The organism is Ruegeria sp. YTSC230 (genome assembly GCF_059609665.1).
This window is the reverse complement of sequence record NZ_JBXWMC010000001.1, coordinates 312,496-330,311: the sequence shown is the minus strand read 5'-3', so window position 1 is coordinate 330,311 and position 17,816 is coordinate 312,496. Positions and strand designations below refer to the sequence as shown.

Annotated in this window: 11 protein-coding genes; 2 read left to right on the top strand and 9 right to left on the bottom strand. The window is 53.8% G+C overall.

Annotation, left to right across the window (positions count from 1 at the left end; all coding sequences use genetic code 11):
* Positions 1-113: 113 nt before the first annotated feature.
* Positions 114-1,148: an RluA family pseudouridine synthase gene (locus AC2FD9_RS01540; RefSeq protein WP_496835050.1), complete on the bottom strand. Its 1,035-nt coding sequence runs from the start codon at positions 1,146-1,148 to the stop codon at positions 114-116.
* Here AC2FD9_RS01540 and AC2FD9_RS01535 point away from each other — a divergent pair.
* A complete protein-coding gene (locus tag AC2FD9_RS01535) occupies positions 1,147-1,452 on the top strand; it encodes a DUF6476 family protein (RefSeq protein WP_058277654.1) in 306 nt (101 codons plus the stop codon). The genes AC2FD9_RS01540 and AC2FD9_RS01535 overlap by 2 nt on opposite strands.
* A gap of 3 nt (positions 1,453-1,455) precedes the next feature.
* Here AC2FD9_RS01535 and AC2FD9_RS01530 read toward each other — a convergent pair whose 3' ends face one another.
* The 6 genes from AC2FD9_RS01530 to AC2FD9_RS01505 form a co-directional block, all read right to left on the bottom strand.
* Complete coding sequence (locus AC2FD9_RS01530; protein WP_496835048.1) at positions 1,456-2,439, bottom strand: hypothetical protein; 984 nt, start codon at positions 2,437-2,439, stop codon at positions 1,456-1,458.
* A gap of 31 nt (positions 2,440-2,470) precedes the next feature.
* Positions 2,471-3,469 carry a glycosyltransferase family 2 protein gene (locus tag AC2FD9_RS01525; protein ID WP_496753657.1) on the bottom strand — a complete coding sequence of 333 codons (999 nt, stop codon included), beginning with the start codon at positions 3,467-3,469 and terminating at the stop codon, positions 2,471-2,473.
* A 108-nt stretch (positions 3,470-3,577) separates the two neighbouring features.
* Positions 3,578-5,593 carry a hypothetical protein gene (locus AC2FD9_RS01520; RefSeq protein WP_496835046.1) on the bottom strand — a complete coding sequence of 672 codons (2,016 nt, stop codon included), beginning with the start codon at positions 5,591-5,593 and terminating at the stop codon, positions 3,578-3,580.
* On the bottom strand, positions 5,590-6,534 hold the full coding sequence (locus AC2FD9_RS01515; RefSeq protein ID WP_496695087.1) for a hypothetical protein: 945 nt from the start codon (positions 6,532-6,534) through the stop codon (positions 5,590-5,592). Before AC2FD9_RS01515 ends, AC2FD9_RS01520 begins: the two co-directional genes overlap by 4 nt.
* Positions 6,535-6,539: 5 nt before the next feature.
* Positions 6,540-7,523, bottom strand: a complete 984-nt coding sequence (locus tag AC2FD9_RS01510) for a glycosyltransferase family 2 protein (RefSeq protein ID WP_496835044.1) — start codon at positions 7,521-7,523, stop codon at positions 6,540-6,542.
* A gap of 323 nt (positions 7,524-7,846) precedes the next feature.
* On the bottom strand, positions 7,847-9,940 hold the full coding sequence (locus tag AC2FD9_RS01505; protein WP_496835042.1) for a tetratricopeptide repeat-containing sulfotransferase family protein: 2,094 nt from the start codon (positions 9,938-9,940) through the stop codon (positions 7,847-7,849).
* 269 nt (positions 9,941-10,209) lie between these two features.
* On the opposite strand from AC2FD9_RS01505, the gene AC2FD9_RS01500 reads away from it, so the two are divergent.
* On the top strand, positions 10,210-15,138 hold the full coding sequence (locus AC2FD9_RS01500; protein WP_496835040.1) for a beta strand repeat-containing protein: 4,929 nt from the start codon (positions 10,210-10,212) through the stop codon (positions 15,136-15,138).
* A 438-nt stretch (positions 15,139-15,576) separates the two neighbouring features.
* Here AC2FD9_RS01500 and AC2FD9_RS01495 read toward each other — a convergent pair whose 3' ends face one another.
* Together AC2FD9_RS01495 and AC2FD9_RS01490 are read right to left on the bottom strand one after the other, a co-directional pair.
* On the bottom strand, positions 15,577-16,104 hold the full coding sequence (locus AC2FD9_RS01495) for a TMEM134/230 family protein (protein ID WP_496835038.1): 528 nt from the start codon (positions 16,102-16,104) through the stop codon (positions 15,577-15,579).
* A 503-nt stretch (positions 16,105-16,607) separates the two neighbouring features.
* A complete protein-coding gene (locus tag AC2FD9_RS01490) occupies positions 16,608-17,549 on the bottom strand; it encodes a response regulator (RefSeq protein ID WP_496753651.1) in 942 nt (313 codons plus the stop codon).
* Positions 17,550-17,816: the final 267 nt, after the last annotated feature.

The following is a 17,816-nucleotide window of genomic DNA, read 5'->3' as shown; positions in this document are numbered from 1 at the left end:
TAACATGGGATATGGGAATAAGTCCCGATCCATTCAAGAGGTACCGTTAACAGTTTGAAATTAACGATTGATAAAGGAAAGCTAAGAACGCGTTACTCACGTATGTTTGCGTATTATGTCAGCGGCGCGCGCAGTTGTTCAATCAGAAATTCCATATCATTTGGCAAATCGGCCTCAAACCGAAGGTTTTCGCCTGTCACAGGGTGCTCAAAGCCTAAAACTGCTGCATGCAGCGCCTGTCGCGAAAAACCGCGCACGGCCTCGGCAGCGGCCGGGTTGAAGGCTTTCGCCGCAAGCTTGCGTTTACCCCCATACACCGGATCGCCAACCAGCCCATGCCCGGCATGGGCCATATGGACACGGATCTGGTGCGTTCGGCCGGTTTCCAGCCAACATTCAATCAGCGCGATGCCTGCCGGGTTGCCAAATGTCTCGACCAACCGCGCCCGCGTCACTGCATGCCGACCACCGTGGAAAAGAACCGCTTGTTTCTGCCGGTCGGTTTTGTGCCGCGCCAATTGCGTGGTCAGGCGCATGATATTGCCCGGTTCAAAGCTGACACCCTTGATGCCGCGCAAACGTGGGTCATTCGCATCCGGTACGCCGTAGCAAATCGCGCGGTAATAGCGTTCGACGCTATGCGCCTCGAACTGCGCCGCCAGACCGTGATGGGCCGCGTCAGACTTGGCGACCACCAGCAAGCCACTGGTTTCTTTGTCGATGCGGTGCACGATGCCAGGGCGTTTGACGCCCCCCACACCTGACAGGTCCTCGCCACAATGATGCAGCAACGCATTGACCAGCGTTCCGTTGGGCGAGCCCGGCGCAGGGTGAACGACCATGCCTGCCGGTTTGTTGATGACGATCAGGTCCGCGTCCTCATAGACGACGTTCAGCGGGATATCTTCTGGACCGATGTGGCTTTCTTCGGCTTCGGCGACGGAGATTGACACGGAGGCACCTTCGGCCACCTTGGCCTTTGGGTCCCGAACTTCGACACCGTCAATGGTCACCTCGCCGTTTTCGATCAGACGGGTCAGGCGGGTGCGCGACAGGTTTTCATCCGCTGGTACATCCCGTGAAAGCGCCTTATCAAGGCGTGGCGGCGGATCGGCCGCGATCTGAAATTCAATCTGGCGGGTGCCCATGACTGTCCCTTCCGAACCCCAAGAACCGCAGGAAACACCGCAGCTTCGCTTGCTGCGGCGCATGGTCATGCTGCTGACCGCGGTGATGATTGGCGGGGTTCTAGTGACATTCGCACTGATTGTCATCCGACTATCGGACAGAACCCCTACCCTGCCCGATCAAATCGAACTGCCGGACGGGGCCAAAGCTCAGGCCGTGACCATCGGCAGCAACTGGTACGCGGTCGTGACCGATGACAACCGCATCCTAATTTTTGACAAGACGACCGGAAAACAGCGTCAGGAAATCGCCGTTCAGGAATAACGATCAGACGTCCAAAGCCAACCGAAACACAATCTCAGAGGCTCTACGCAAAGCCTCATACTCTTCGGGCGTATCCCGGCGAAACATCTTGTCCTCATCGCTTAGTTTTGTCGGGGTGAACAGTTCGGGCCGGTCGGGAAAGAACTCTTGCTGAAAGGCGGTATCCTGCTTGGCCACGAATTCGTCTAGCCAAGCGCGCTCATCGGGTTCCAGCACATCATTCCGGCGCACCATGACAGGATCATCGACAAATATCCGGCGTAACTGGCGGCTCTTCTTACGCCCCAGCGCACGGGAGATGACACCAAAAGCTTCGCTCGCCGCGCGGGATTGCGACGGGTTGGACACGGCTCCTGCTGAAACTTCCTCAGCCAATGGCGTACCGATCCGAGACAGGAAGTCATCGACGACATTCCCCCGCACCATGCCCGCGCGTTCGTATAAAAGCGGAGCAACGGTGACGCCGGGAAAGGCAGCGCGGATTTCGGCCAGCTTGGCAGAAAAGCTCAACCGTTCCGGGTGATTGCGGATAAGATCAAGTTGCTGGCGGATGTACTCTGTCCCGCCGTTGGAAAGCCGCCCTGCCTTGGCCCGCTGTTTGTAATCAGCCTCGAAGAAATCGGAATACCGGCGGCAATAATAAGTGATCGTCAACGCACGCGAGGGGATATCAGCAAAAACCTCGGCCAGCCGATTCAGATTGCAGCCATAGAACATCTCGGAAGAGACAACACAGGTCTTATCCGCATGGGTGTCATATTCGGTGGTCATCGCGGACCGAAACGGATCCATCGGATCAGCGCTTTGGTTGATGTGAAAGGCGACAATGTTGTGACTTATGGCGAGCCGACTACTACCTTCCAGCCTGCGCCGGCCTGTTTCCATATAGTGCAGGTCGATTTCGTCCATCACCGCATGGTTTCGGCGCAAAAACCCCTGCAAGGCAGTTGTGCCCGTTTTGGGCATCCCCATATGCAGCCAAAGCATTTCTCAGCTCCTGTCCCCGAACCGTTTCGTATTACGCCTGCTGATTGGCCGTGAAACCTGCGGTCATCTGCTGCATGAGGTCCTGCATCTCGGGCAGGTCACGCAATTGCGCGATCTGTTGGCGGTGAAGATCGCAAGACGCATGATGAAGACGCGCAACCTCGGGGTCAGAGAGCATTTCGTAATAGAAACCACGTTTGCGATCCAAAACCACGTCTATCGAGGTATTCGTCTCGGCGTTCTGGTTCATCATGTTCCAGTATTCCAGACCAAGGCTTTCCCCCAAATGGTGGGCCCGACCGCGCATCTTTTTGACCAGATAGCTTTCACAGGACTTCAGTGCGTAATGGTTGACCTGCACGAACTCATACCCGACCGAGTCACGGGCCGATCGCCAGCTTTTTTCATAGTATCGTTCAGGCATCAGTTGGCCTGATCCGTTGTACCAATGACATTCTTCGATGGTTTCAACGGTCGGCTTTTTGGGGCGGTGAACACCCAACCCATCCCAAATCTCCCGCTGAAACATGGTCTTGAAGCCCCATGCCTGCGGCGGCCGGTAAGTCTGTTCACGGGCAGCCTGTCGGAACTGATCCGACAAAAACCGGTCTTCATACCGCACAACGCCTGCGTTTCCGAACAACCGCCACGTCATTGAGATCGTCTTGGCGTCCGGAATGGCATCGGACAAAGCCCGCAGCGTATGATCACCGGTCTTTACGTTGATATGTTCGTCGGCGTCGATCACCACGACCCAATCCTGCGGGCGTGCGACTTCCATCTTCAGAAAAGTCCTATAGGCCCGTTTTTGAGGACTGGTCTTGCGACGCGAGTTGTTGTCGACGTGGATCAGAATGCCCTTTTCATCCAACCGTTGCAGCAAGGCATCGGTACCATCGGTGCAGTCATTGGTCATCACGACCATCTGGTCGATACCAATCGCACGGTTATGGGCCACCCACTCTAGCACGAACGGGCCTTCGTTCTTCATCGGAGTGACACTGATATATCGAGGGTCCTGATCGGTCATGATTGACTGCCCTGTTCGTTGTTTTTGCCCGGAACTAATCGGGATCATTCTGAATTTGCCGGTAAATTACGTTGAATTAGTGGAACTACCAAGGGGAAATCCGGTCAATTACCCACCTGCCCGTTTAAGTTGGTTCGAGAACCGCTTGAGTTTGGGGCAAAGGTCACGCGCCCGGGACAGGTATTTTCGGGCTTTGGCCTTTTCTCCCTGTCGAAGCAATAATTGCCCTGCAGCACCCTGTATTGCCGCTGTGTTGTCATCGATGTCGGCTGCTTCCATAATTTGTTGATGTGCCTGCTCTTCTGCGCCAATCCGGTCCAGAAAACACCCCATCGCGAAAATCAGAAACGGATTACCGGGATCACAGGCCAATGCATCCGCCATCGCCAAACGCGCCCGCGAATTGTCGCCTTCCGCTTCATATAGTTCTGACAGACGTTTCTGATAAAGAGGATTGTCCGGACGTTGTGTACAAACCCATTGCGCAACATCAATGGCCTTTTCATTTGGCATCCGGCCCAGACGAACCTGCAGCACGGATGTCAAACTTTTGTGCTCGGGGCTATCCTCGGAAAACTGGGCATCTGGTGACAAGTTCTTCATGGTCTTAAGACCATCTTGCAGCGCCAAAAGACGTTCTCTGTTGCCTTTCAAACGCCGCGCGCGTTCATCCAGAGACAGAACGGACCAATCCAGAAGAATGAGATCAAAGTTACACGGACGGCGGGCAATAACCTTCCGTTGCGCAACATGTGCATTGAAATTGAACCAAGATCTACGAATTGATTTCTGAACAGCCCAGTCGATTGGTGGCAGTGCCCTGAAAGCAAGTTGATCACGGAACAACAGGCGCGACCCAAAAATTGTAACATCCGGCCGCAGAGGTTTGGCCCAAAACGCCAAGCTGAATTCTCGTGCCGCCATCCACCTTTTTTTCTGAGAGCCCAGAACCGCAGCCCTCAACGCGCGCGCTACCGCGTGGTCCTCGGGCCAGAGGTTAATATCTCCCAACGCCCGATCGGCCATCTGCAATGCTTCGTCGCCTCGCCGCAAATAGAAAAAGTTAATTGCCTGTAACACTGGCAGGAACGCATTGTCCGCTCCGGCCTCAAGGATCTGGTTTCCAATCTCCGTTGCCAATGCAGTGCGATCCTCAGCGCGAAAATCAAACAGATGAAACGTCGCTTTTGCGTAAATGTGTGCAGCTTCGGACGGATTTAGAAACCCCGTATCTCCTTTGGACAGTCTCTGAACGACTTTCTCGTTAGCGGCATTGAGTTCGTCTTCTGAGAGAACGTCCCGAAACATCTTGCTTTGATGTCCTGCAATCCGTGAGGCCGCCATCGAAAATGCCGAAACTGCAGGCGCAATTACCAGATCCGCCCGCGACATTGTGTAGAGTTCAAGAAAATCCCGCTTTGCTCGCGTCATGCCTGAGACATCAGCAATGTCTGACATCTGCAATAGATGCGGAAACTGTTTCTGAAACCGGGCAATCAGTTCCGGCTGGTCCGAGAACATAATGGCCCCTTTATCGGTGTTCTTCGCCAGATGTGCCTCATACAGTTCTTCGGGTTCGATCTTTGCGGGCCAGGTCGTGTGCTTCCACGGCAACCCATTCAAAATATCACCACGGCGGATGTGATAGGCAGATACACCCTGCCCTGACAGTCTGGCATCCGCGCAATCCATAATTTCGCGTATTTCTTCCGTGAACCCGACCCGGTGGATGAAGTCGCGATACCTTGGCCGGATGGTCTCGACGTCCTCCCACGGGAAGGCCAGCACCTCGAAACCTTCCTCGACCAACACCGACCGTCCGGCGTTGAGATGCGCAATCAGGCGGTCGGACGAGGTGTCGCTTTGGAAGGACCAGATCGGCAAGGCATTCTGCGAAAGAGCTCCGAACTCCTTAGGACTAAGGAAATGTTCATCCATCCAGTCCTGCGCGAACAACTCTTGTGGGTGGTCAAGCTCGGGTGCGTCCGCGCCCTGCGGGAACCAATTCACCCGGTAGGTCGTGCCGAAATCTTCGGCCAGCCGGATGCAAGTCAGCATCATCAGCAACCGCGCGCCCATGCGGTCCTTGCGCTGACCGACAAACACACCTTTGGCGGCGCTCACGAGGCGTCCCTTTCCTTCTCGGCCATGGCCTGCCGGCGCAGTCGGCGGAACCGCTGCCGGGCTTTTGCCGCCAAGTCAGGGTGCCGCTCGGCGCCTATTGCCTCAATCCCCCGAATATACATAGGCAGGCGACGTCGGGCGCGCATCATCTTGTAATACCCAACCGTATCCAGTGAGCCGTCCATCGCCCCCAGCATCACGGGCTTGAGGATATCCAGCTTGCGCAGCATGGGCGCCGCGAAATGGTTTGAAAACCAGGTCTTGAGCAACATCACGTTGTCGCCCTGCAGACGCTGAACCTGCTGCCGGTCCAAATCAAAGAATGGGTCGTAAAAGACGTAGGCCTTACCAGCTGTCTGAACAGTTTGAGCCGCATCGCTCATCGGCAAATCCCAATCCTGTACGCGGCCGAACCTATAGCGGGTTTCCCAAGGCACCAGCCGTTCATCCAATGTTGTCTGAGGGTTGAACGCGATCACATGCGCGCCGGGTACATGCGCCGAAAAGGTCAGTGCCCCAAAGCCGCCCATCGATGCGCCTGCAAAAACCACCTGATCGAACCGGTCAAAGAACCCCTCGGCGACCTTGTTTTCAAAATAGGAAATGATCTCGGGGTCGCGATACCATGCCTTGGTGCGCGCGAAGACGCCCATGTGGGACCACCCTTCGTCGCGAAAGAATTTCCAGCCCCACGGCTCGCGCGCGAAGGACAGGTCATTGGCGTTGGCGATATTGTCGAAGCTGACTACCAGACGCTTCGGGTAGCGCTGATGGAACAGGATCGAGTGGCGTTCCAGCTTTTGAAAGTACCCAGTGCCGTCGCCGCCGGGGTACAGCTCGACAAACCAAGGCGGAGCGGGATCCGTCAGGATACGCTCATACCCTGTCTTGCGATCAGGGTGTTCCGGTTTCAGCTGCTCTTTCGATAGGTCTTCGGCCATAGTGATCAAATCAGGTTATCGGCGAGCCAGACGCGAAACTCTACCCATTCCGGGCGCATCTTGATTTCGGACACTTTGGCTCGGTGCCAGTCGCAGGCCTGCACGTGCAATTCGTTCAACTCTTCATCCGCCTTCAGCTCGGCGAGCAGAGGTGCGGCGCGGCGCGCGGCAGGCAAGATGGATTGGTCGGCCTCTTTGTTGGCATTCATGTCCTGCCAATAGGCTTGTCCCTGATCCACCTTGATGTGGTTTGTGCGCCCCCGGTCGCGCTTGACCAGAAACCCGTCCATGGACCGGACTGAATAGTGGTGGATGCGTCCCAAGGAATGGTCGAACCCGCGCCACGCCCGCCAACCGACTTTATCGGCTGGAAACAGCTTTCCGCCAGCATCTGACCAAGCGATGTCAGGCGCTACTTCCTCGTCAAAGCCCTTTGGGCGATGCGGGCCAAACCGGGTGAATTTGCCATTATTTCGGAACAGCGTTTTCAGCCCAAAAGCGCGGCTTGAATGATAGGAGAACTCTTGATCCCCCATCGAGAAAACCTCGGTCACCGGTCTGTCTTCGAAACTGATGTTTCCCGAACTTCCAAACAACTTCCACGCAAAAGATATCGCATCGACCGGCTGCCCTGCTTTTTGCTCGACCTCGGCAATAAGGTCATGAAATCCGTTGTCGCCGCAGCGGATATTCCAAAACTCATCTACATCCAGACACAGCAGCCAGTCGGCCTCTTTGACCTTGGGTTGGCGGCGCGCGCGGCGCAGCATCTGGTGCTGGGGATTGCCTCCTTCTTTCACTTCATTGCTGACATGCGTGGCCAGGCCAAGCTCTTGCAACCTTGCAGCAATTTTGTCCGTTCCGTCATCACAGTCGTTGGTGAAAATCACAAAATGGTCGACGCCCAGTGTTTTGTGGAACGCAACCCATTCCAACATATACGGGCCTTCGTTCTTCATCGTTGTGAACACGGTGATGGACTGAGACATATTATCCTTCCCAAAAAGTCTTGCCCACTCATACACATCCCGATCCGCGTGGGCGAGACAGGAAATAGTGAAGGGGTCATTCCAACGTAAACTGGTGCAACTCTACACGACAACGGCGCTGAAATTCGTGTGCTTCGGGAGTATAATGGTGCGGTCTAGAAGCATCTAGAATAATCAAACTAGCGCCTATCACCCCTTATTTTTATAATCGAAACGCCCAACGATCATTGGTCCGACACCTTCCGTGAAGGAACGAAAGAAAGAAACGAACTTATGAAGGATAACAGTCGGAAAATCCGGCTGACCACGTAAAAGGTTCTTAATCAGAAAGTGATGCGGTTATCGCCAATCGTCTCAATTAACGGCTGCAAATGTTGTTCGAACCTGCGCCACTTTTTCTTCGATGTCTTGTATAGAGGTTGGCGCACTTGTTGAACACTGGCGGTTCGGACCCGCCGTTGGCCAGAGTGAAACTCCAGACAGCTCGGGTTCCACTCCAATCCACAATAGTCGATCATTCCGCGGGCCACGGATTCGATATCGTCCACCAAGTCTTCGTACCGAATGCTGTGAAATGATCCAGGAGGCAAGGCCGTGTGCCAATAGGTCATGAGCCTTACATAATTATTATAGTACCGCCCCAGTTCAATCTGATCATAGCTGTGCAACTGACTGCGCTCAAACAAACGGGTATAGCAGGACAAACAGATATCTAACGGATCGCGTGAGATATGAATGATCCGCGCGTTTGACATCAGGCCGTGGATCAATCCAATCAGCTGAAAATTCGCGGGCATCTTGTCAACAACGCGTATATCGCCCGGTGCATGGTCATCTAAAATACGCAGATAATCTTCCGCACGCCGCGTCAGAATGTCGTTTGAAACCGACTGAACAGAAAGAGGAACATTCGACCGCCCGTCCTCGAGACGGCCGAACAGGTTCTGCAGATCGTTGAGTTCTCCGGCACCGGTAATTTCTGGATGTGCGTCCAGAATTGACTCGGTCAATGTAGTGCCCGACCGTGGCATGCCGAGCACAAAGATCGGCTTCCGGCTGGACACAGAGGCGTCGCGCAGCCTCGCGATCATTTCAGCGTCAAAGGTCGCAATCAGATCGTCCGTCAAACGGTCGGTATCTGCAGCATCATAGGACACCATCGACCTTTTGATCCGCGCGCCAGCATCAAACTGAGCAAACGCCGCGTCGTAGCGTTTGAGTTTTTCGTAGCAATCGCCCAGAGCGTAGTGAAAAGCCGTGGCCTTTTGAGGCAGCATGGACTGCACGTCCGGTAATGCGGCCTCAAGCGTTTGAAAAACCGGGCTGTCTTCGGTGATTTTTTCCAATCGGGCCAGTGCAATATGCGCGCTAAGCGCATCATCAGACGACTCCGCGGCGGTTTCAAAATGACCGCGTGCTTTGTCGAAGTCACCCTGCTCCAAAGCTAAATGACCTAGGGCAAGACGGCTTGCAGCCAAATCGGGCTTCAGTTCCATCGCTTTCACGTAAAGTGCCTTGGCTGTCTCGACATCGCCAAGATGTGCTTTGACGATGGCGGTCTGATGGCACGCCGCAGCGCTTTCAGGGTCTAAACGCAAGGCTTGATCGGCTTCAACCAAAGCCAGTTTGGGGTGATTTTTCTCAAACAGCACCTGTGACAACCCGACGTAGCTTTCGGCCTTTTGCGGGTTGAGAGCGATGGCATTTCGGCAGGCGTTTTCCGCCTTATCCAAATCGTTTTGCAACAAGAAAATCCGTCCAAAGTTCCGGTGCAACTCGGCATCCTTGGGAGCATGTTTAAGATGCATTTCAGCGGCGCGGTGGGCTTCGTCCACCTTTTCGGCTTCGATTAAGACTGAAATCAGATTGTTGGCCGTTTCCAACGACACCGGGTTTATGCGCAGCGCCTTTTGATAAAACTTGATCGCAAGGTCGCGGTTCGAGTTGTCCCGCGCGATACTGCCCAGGTTATTCAGCGCGCGATCGAAATCCGGCGCTAGGGCCAAGGCTCGTTCCTGCGCGGCTTGCGCCAGGTCCAACTCTTTCACGTCGTAGTACACGAGCCCCAGATTTGAGTGCGCGGCAGCATGGCCGGGGGCCAGACGAACGGCTCGTTCACCTGCTTTGCGGGCTTGGTCCAACTGCCCTGCGCTCCGCAAAACTTCCGTGAAATTAGTCAGGAAATTTGCATTCTCAGGTTGCAGTCGCACTGCTTGTGACACGGCATTTACTGCCGGCTCCAATTGTCCGGTCTGAAAGGCGATTAAACCGAGCACATGATGCGCCGGGGCAAATTTTGGCGCAGCTTGGATGATCCGCGAAAACAACCCAGCAGCCTGTTTTAGGCGACCATTTTCGTAGTGGGCCATGCCTTGGGCAAAGGCGTCCTGCACCGACATCTGCTGCTGCTTGACCATTCGTTCTACCCATCACGAGTTTAGAATTTCTAAATCTTTGGCGATTGCTGTTGCCAACAATTGTGCATTTCGTAGTGCATTACGAGAGCGCAGTCTATCCTTTGAAACAAGCGGATCATGAAGTCTCAAAGAGATATATGCTGTGCTTTTTAAGCAATAGATCACTATATTTGGTGTATTTAACTAAAATTCACATTTGCGCCCAATTTCACTCCTAGCTACGAGTTTTGAAAAAACAAAAGAAATGTCCGCAGGGGGGTCTTCGGAAAATGAGTGGATGCGCAACAAAGCGCACACTGTCCAGTGTGTCGCGTGGCGGTCGGGTTGTTAAGTTCAAAGGACAGGTCGCGAGTATTGCGCCGTCGGTGTTCCTTGCTTCGGTGTCGATTGCGGCAATTTCAGTAGGGAGCGCATCAGCTGATGTCATCTCCACACCGCAGAATACCCAAGCCGTGTTATCCGATGACGTGGATCATACGATAACCGAAACGGGGGCGGTGGACTATACAACCGGTAGCGGGCCCAGTGTTATTGTCGGAACCGACTATTCCAGCACGTTCACGAATAATGGTTCCATCAGCGGACCAGCCCCGACCAGCGCGCCCGGTATCGGTCTTCTCGTAGATGGGGACCTGGAGGAAACCGGACAGATCATCAACAACAACACGATCGCAATCGATGTTAATGCTTCCACTAGCGCTTTTGGCGCCGGCGTGATCCTTGATGGCAGCGTCGCTGGAACCGTCCAGAATACGGGCACGATCACCGTAAACACGGCCTCGCTTGCGGGCAGTACGGCAGCGGCCGCAGGAATCTTATTTACAGACACCGTTGAAGCCACCGCAACCGTGCAAAATTCGGGCACGATCTCGGCCTCGGCGGAAGATTTGTCTTCGACCCTGGCGGCGGCAGCTGGCGTTGTATTCAGTTCCGACGTTAACACTAATATTCTAAATAGTGGAACGATCCGGGCCGTAGCAAAGAATGGAACACTAGTCTCTGCCCTTGGGGTTTTGGTACAGGGGCAATTGAACGGAGACGTCAATAACTCGGGCACGCTGCAGGCCACTGCCACCGAGAACGGAACTTCGGCCGATGCGATCGGCGTTAGTGTCCAAGGGTTGATGACGGGAAACGTGAACAATTCTGGTTCTGTGACCGTCAATGCGAACGCATACACCTCGGCGGCAGCCTGGGCTTATCACCTTGAGGGTGGTCTTAACGGCAACTTTACCAACAGTGGAACGCTGACTGCCACAGCGAAAGCCGAGTCCTCTTTTGCGGATGCCGCGGGGCTCTATGTCCAAAACGGTATGACAGGGAATCTAACGAACTCTGGAACCGTCAGCGCCACCGCAACGACAACAAGCTTTGGTGATGCAAGTGCAACTGCAGCGGGTTTCTACATCAGCGGTGGTCTGACAGGCGACGTCAACAACTCTGGTACAATCGACGTGACCGCGTCTTCGGCCAATGACGATGCTGAAGCCTACGGCGTCTATGTCAGCCGCGGTATGACGGGGGACATTGTCAATTCAGGCGCAGTCAACGTTAAGGCAGAAGTTGCTTCTTCTGTCACCGCAGCCGGCTTCTACATTAGCCGCGGTTTGACTGGCAATTTCACGAATACCGGATCAATCACCGTCGATGCTCGTAGCACCACCGACAGTGAGGCCGAAGCCTATGGCTTTTACGTCAGCAGTGGGATGACAGGGAACATCGTCAACTCGGGCACTGTCAACGTTCGAGGTGAAGGGTATTCCTCGGCCACGGTGGCCGGTTTCTATGTCAGCAGCGGTCTGACCGGTAATTTTGTCAACTCAGGTTCGATTACGGCCGTTGCGACGGATGAAACAGATACGGCTGAGGCATACGGCCTTTATGTTTCAAGCACGCTGGATGGCAATGTGCAAAACAGCGGCACTATCACGGCGCAAGGATTTGCGCGCGAGTCATCCGCGTATGCTTATGGTATCTACGCTTCAGGAGGTGTGACAGGTTCTTTCCAAAATACCGGCACAATTGCCGTCCAGGCGACTTCGACTGATAGTGACGCAACTGTGGCTGGCTTTTACTCTGGAAATTCCATGTCCAGCAATGTGGTCAACACCGGAACGATTTCGGCCACTGCAGTGGCGGAAGACACCGCAGAAGCACGTGGACTTGAGATTAACGGAAATCTCGACGGGCAATTGTTGAATACGGGCAACATTACAATTAGCACCACTGTAACGACTTCGGCTTCTGCGCCCGTCGGCCCGCCTCGCCCTCCGCGACCGCCGTTTGCGAGCGATACACCAGATGCAATTGGCCTTCATGTTGATGGAACCGTGACCGGAGGCGTCGCAACGTCGGGGACAGTAATAGTCTCGGCCAATTCCAACAACACCTCGGAAGAGGTTGAAGCTGCGTCGATTTACATCGAAGGAGATTTATCTGGCGATTTTGTAAATTCTGGTTCGATTGACGTCACAGCTTCGTCAAGCGGCGACGATGCCAGCGCCCTTGGCTTGTATGTTGACGGTCATGTAACGGGTGATGTGGTCAATTCGGGGACCATAAGTATAGCTGCAAACGCGGCCTCATCTGCTGACGCAGTCGCGTTCGAGATCCGTGATGGTCTGGAAGGGAATTTCGTAAATACTGGAACGATATCCGCTCACGCCAGCGCGAATGCTGATGATGAGGTGGAAGCACTTGGCCTGTATGTCAGAAATGATATGAACGGCAACATTATCAACACAGGGGTAATCGACGTGCGCGGCGACGGTTATTCGTCGGCAACCGCGGCAGGTTTCTACATTACCGGCGGACTAACAGGCGACTTCCACAATTCTGGTACCATCACGGCTGTGGCGACGGACCAAACCGATGAAGCATATGCCTATGGCCTATACTCTAGCGGTAGGATGACCGGCAACGTTACAAACACCGGAACCGTTTCTGCGCGTGGGGACGGGTATTCCTCGGCGACGGTAGCCGGATTCTACATCTCTGGCGGCCTAACGGGTGACTTCCAGAACTCCGGTTCAATTTCAGCTGTTGCAACCGACCAAACAGAAGAGGCTGAGGCGTATGGTCTTTATGTTCGGAGAGGCCTCACCGGAAATATTACAAACACCGGGACTGTTTCCGCGCGTGGGGACGGGTATTCCTCGGCGACGGTAGCCGGCTTCTACATCTCCGGCGGCCTAACGGGTGATTTCCAGAACTCCGGCTCGATCTCTGCAGTCGCAACCGATCAGACCGAAGAGGCCGAAGCTTATGGGCTTTACGTCCGTGGTGGAATGATGGGTAACGTCTTGAACACCGGGACCATCTCGGCCTCGGGTGACGGGTACTCAGAAGCGACCGTGGCCGGTATCTACATCTCCGGTGGCCTGACGGGTGATCTTGCGAACTCCGGCTCTATCACCGTGGACGCCATCGACAACACCAGTTCGGCCGAAGCTTTCGGTGTGTATGTCAGCAGTGGTTTGACCGGCAACTTGTCAAACAGTGGCTCTATCACAATAAAATCTGATGGTGGCACCAGCGCCGACGCGACCGCTTACGGGGTCTACACCACCCGCGGATTTGACGGTGAGCTGACGAATTCGGGGGTGATTTCGGCAACCGCCTTCTCCGATACGGAGGAAGCGGACGCCCGCGGCCTTTACCTGCGCGACGGTATGGAAGGTACCGTTGCGAACTCGGCTGAGATTTCGGCCTCTGCGACCGGAGCAACAGACGCGGAAGCGTATGGCATCTACACCAGCGGGGTAACCACCGCGGATATTTCCAACACAGGGACTTTGACGGGTTCGGCGGTCATTGCAAATGGTACCGCGAGCGCCTCGGCCAACGCAGCGGGTGTCTGGGCAGTTGATATGCAAGGTGACTTTTCGAACACCGGTGTGATTTCTGCTTCTGCGTCTGGCGGTGCCGAAGCCAATGCCTACGGTGTCCGGTTCGAAAACTTTGACGGCGTAATCACGGATGTCGGTGAGGTTTCCGCCTCGTCGTCCGGCGGTGAAGCCTATGCAATCTATCTGGGCACTGGCTCTGGGACACTGAATGTGGATACCGAGGATCAGGTGACCGGCCTGATCAGGGTTCAGGATCACAACGTGAACCTGGATGCGCAAGGCGACAGCGCTGTGTTCAGCTTTGAGGATGCAGCGCCGAATGCTGGTGCATTCACCACCACGGTTTCCGCTCCAAATTCAGCTTGGTTTGTAAAGGATGAAGGCGGAGAGGCTCCTGTCTATGCGGCTGTCGTCAGCGACCAACTTGCCGCCACCGGAGACCTTGTCGCATTCTACGGCAATATCGTTGGCGGTTCCGGTGGATCGCTCAACTTCAATCTTCAAGATGAAGTGACCCGGTCAGGAACTTTTGATGCCGGACGCGGTATCACCTTCGGAGCGTTCCGCCCGTTCGTTCAGGTCGATGCAGCGTCTCGACGGTTTGATGCCGACCCGAATTTCACAACGGATGTCACCATATTCAACGGCAGTGCAGGCTTCTCGGGACAGACCGAGAGTGGCCTGGCTATTGCGGTTGGAATGGGCGTGTTCGACGCTGACGGCAGCAATGATGCCGATTTTGACACCACCGGCTTCTATCTGGATGCCGCGGTTGGCCGTCAATTCGGAGCCTATACGCTCGAAGCAGGCCTAGGTTATGGCTGGTTGAACACGGACAGCACGCGCGAGATCACCGGAAGCTCAAACGCACAGGCTGACTATGACAGCACTTTGTTGACCGCCTATGTGGGTGTCGACCGTCGGTTTGAGGTCAGTGACACAGTCGATGTACTAGGGTTTGCCGATGTCCGTTACACCCGGCAGGACAACGACAGCTACACTGAAACTGGTTCAACCGCTAATGCCACTGTAGGTGACACTACTACCGAAGTGATCGAGACCCGATTGGGTGCCGAGGCAGAAATGTCGCTTGCCAATGGTGGTTTGTTGATCGGTCAATTGAGCGGTGTTCTTCGCCGGGACCTGGGCGATAACGATGCAACAGTCACAGTGTTCTCGTCGACGCAAGATCTTGTTTTCGCCTCGACAGATTTCACCGGCGCAAGTGTTTTGGTGGGGTACGAGCATGAACTGCATAATGGTATCCATCTGGAAGTTACTGCGGAACAGGAAGTCGGCGACGACGCTCAGGGACCTTTCTTCCAGGCCGGCCTGAGGTGGTCTTTCTAGGGCCAACTCAGGCAAGTGCTGACTGAAAAAAAGCAGAAAGCCGGAACCAGCCTAAGGGTTCCGGCTTTTCTTCTTTGGGCATGCAGGCGCTCTAACGCCTTAAGTGTCTTCGATACACAATTGGTACATCTCATATTTCGATGATCAACTATCGCACGGTACCGGAATGAAGAAGCTTCCAAAAAAGTTCAACTAAGTCGACCAACTCTTAGAAGGTTCCAATGAAGCTCGCGACGGTGGGCCACAAAAATCATTACAGATACAACAAATTGTATATATTATGCTTTTTCTCGAAAAGTTGGTGCGGTCGAGAAGCATCTGGCGATTTCGAACTAGCTTCTCAGACCCAATATTTTTATGAGCAAAACGCCGTTCTTTAGCCATCAGGTTTCCCCAAATGTGTGCTGTGCAAGGAGGTATTGTGTGTTGTGGAGGCTGTCAATCGGCTCCGGTTTTTTCGTCCAGATAGTTATGGCACACGCTTTGCGCATGCAGAGGGTTTTCTGCTTCACGCCGTGCCGCTGCCTCCGCATGGCGAAGTTCCTGCTCTTTATCAATTCGAACTAATTCGGCAGCATACCGTTCCGGGCCGATATCCGCCATTTCGGAAATCCAGAGTTCTTGGTCCTTGTCTTTTAGCGAGGGAAGGTATGCCTCTGGGTTGTCTTGTTTAAGTAACGCTGGTTCAACTTCCTCTTGTTTGTTTACCATGCTAAGTGACCTGAACGTGGCTGGCATCCCGACGAAGGACAATACAGCGAAGCTAAAACCTCTATGGCCCAGCTTGAGCTTAGGCAGCAGCTTGATCAGCGCAAACCCCGGCACAAGCAACAGCAATAAGCCCGTGACGAAACCTAACTCAGGCGATACGACAGCCAAAAATACTGACCCGATCAACAGGGCAATTACTATACCAATGCCGTTTACTAATTTCCTATTTTTCAATACCTTAACTGCTGCACTCAAAACTGAACCCTCATACAAAACTGTGCCAAGAAGTTGGAGAGTTCGAAAATTCCGCAGAACTCTTGGGATTATTTGAGAACCTGAGGGGGGCCCAAATATTGGTAGTGGTCACGCGGCAAACCGAAGGACCAAATTGGAGGAATTGCCGTCAGCGGCCCAACCCACTTCGCTTGGGTTTACAGAGCAAGGCGCAGAAACAAATGAGCGCATCTTGGGTGTGAAGCCATAGAAAGATAAGAGTTTACTATTCAGGGAATGAAAGAAAGGCGGGGATACCAGATCTCGCATCAAGTCGGACCCCGAGAAAAGGCTGACGGGTTCTTTCTCCGAATTGTTGCCGCCGGATGGGCGCTAGGATCGAACAAAGTAGGGCAAATGCACACAGTTTGACCGCCCTATGAATGAGCGCGTAGCTTTACTTCCCCCCCCAAAAAACTTAGGGCGTTTTAACGTGCTCTTTCCACCAGTATCTGGTCATAATCACCATCCATGTGTGCAGTTTTTCAACCGATATTCGCCGCTCGACCTTCCGACATTTCAGCCATTTCGACGGCCTTGTCTATCAAGAACAACGCCTCCATCTTGGTTTTGGCTTTTAGCATAACTTCTTCGCTCACCTGGAAGCCAATTGGCCGGCCTGAAGTGGCATCACCGGAAATATCTTTCAATGCTTCCGGAAGCGGAGCACCCAACTGGTCCACTCTCAAGTCAATTTGATTGTCGTAGATCACCAAGAACACGCCATTCCCCCAATAGGTCGCCACTTTACGCCCTTCCTGATTAGCTGACAGAACTGCTGTGCCAGCTAAAGTCATGGCATTACGGAATTCACTGACCGTGCTCGTCTTATAGATTTGTTCAGCGCCTGTGCATTTAACCGCCACAAGTTTTGCAGCCATGGAGTGCATCGTTGAAAGCTGAATTACGTAGTTCTCAAATTCAGCTAACCCAATGAATCCGGGCAATTCTCCGAAACATTGCGGATCACTTAAGCGAACGTCCGGACTATTGTCAAAACACAACTCAAAATCCGCTTCAGCTTCGAGCACCTCGATTGCGGCTCTGCGTTCCGCTGCCATCCTATACGCGTCGGACAACCTCTGCTTCAGATCAGAGAACTCAAAAGGCTTTGTAACGTAGTCTGTGGCCCCAACTCCGAATGCCTCGTCGATGTACTCTTTTTGTACCATGGCGGTCACCATGATAATGGGCGTGTACGTGTGTTCCGGTAGTTTTCGCACTTCTTCGCAAAGAGTAATGCCGTTCATTTGCGGCATCTGCACATCCAGTAGCAAGCAGTCGAACGCTTCGTTAGGTCTCGACAGTATTTCAATGGCCTCCCGCCCACTTCTGGCGGTGACGACATCTTTATAACCGAACGCGTCCAGAACTTTATCTAGCAACTCCAGGATGCTCGGATCGTCGTCTACAGCAAGTATACGCATAACTTTTCACCAACCTTTTGCACCTCACCAAACGTTGGGCATTGCAGACTTAAGGCAACGTTTGGCTGGCGCATAAAACACTCAGGGTTTCTTCATCCTCTCTTACGAAGGCGGCAAAACGGTGACATAAGGCGGGCTTCCTTATGTCTGCGCATTTTTTTTAATTTGCACAATATTTTCCGCGCAAGTGCGCATATTGAAAAGTAAATCCCTCCAATTCTTGATGCCATTTTGATTTTACTCCTATCAGCCGTCACGGCTACCTCG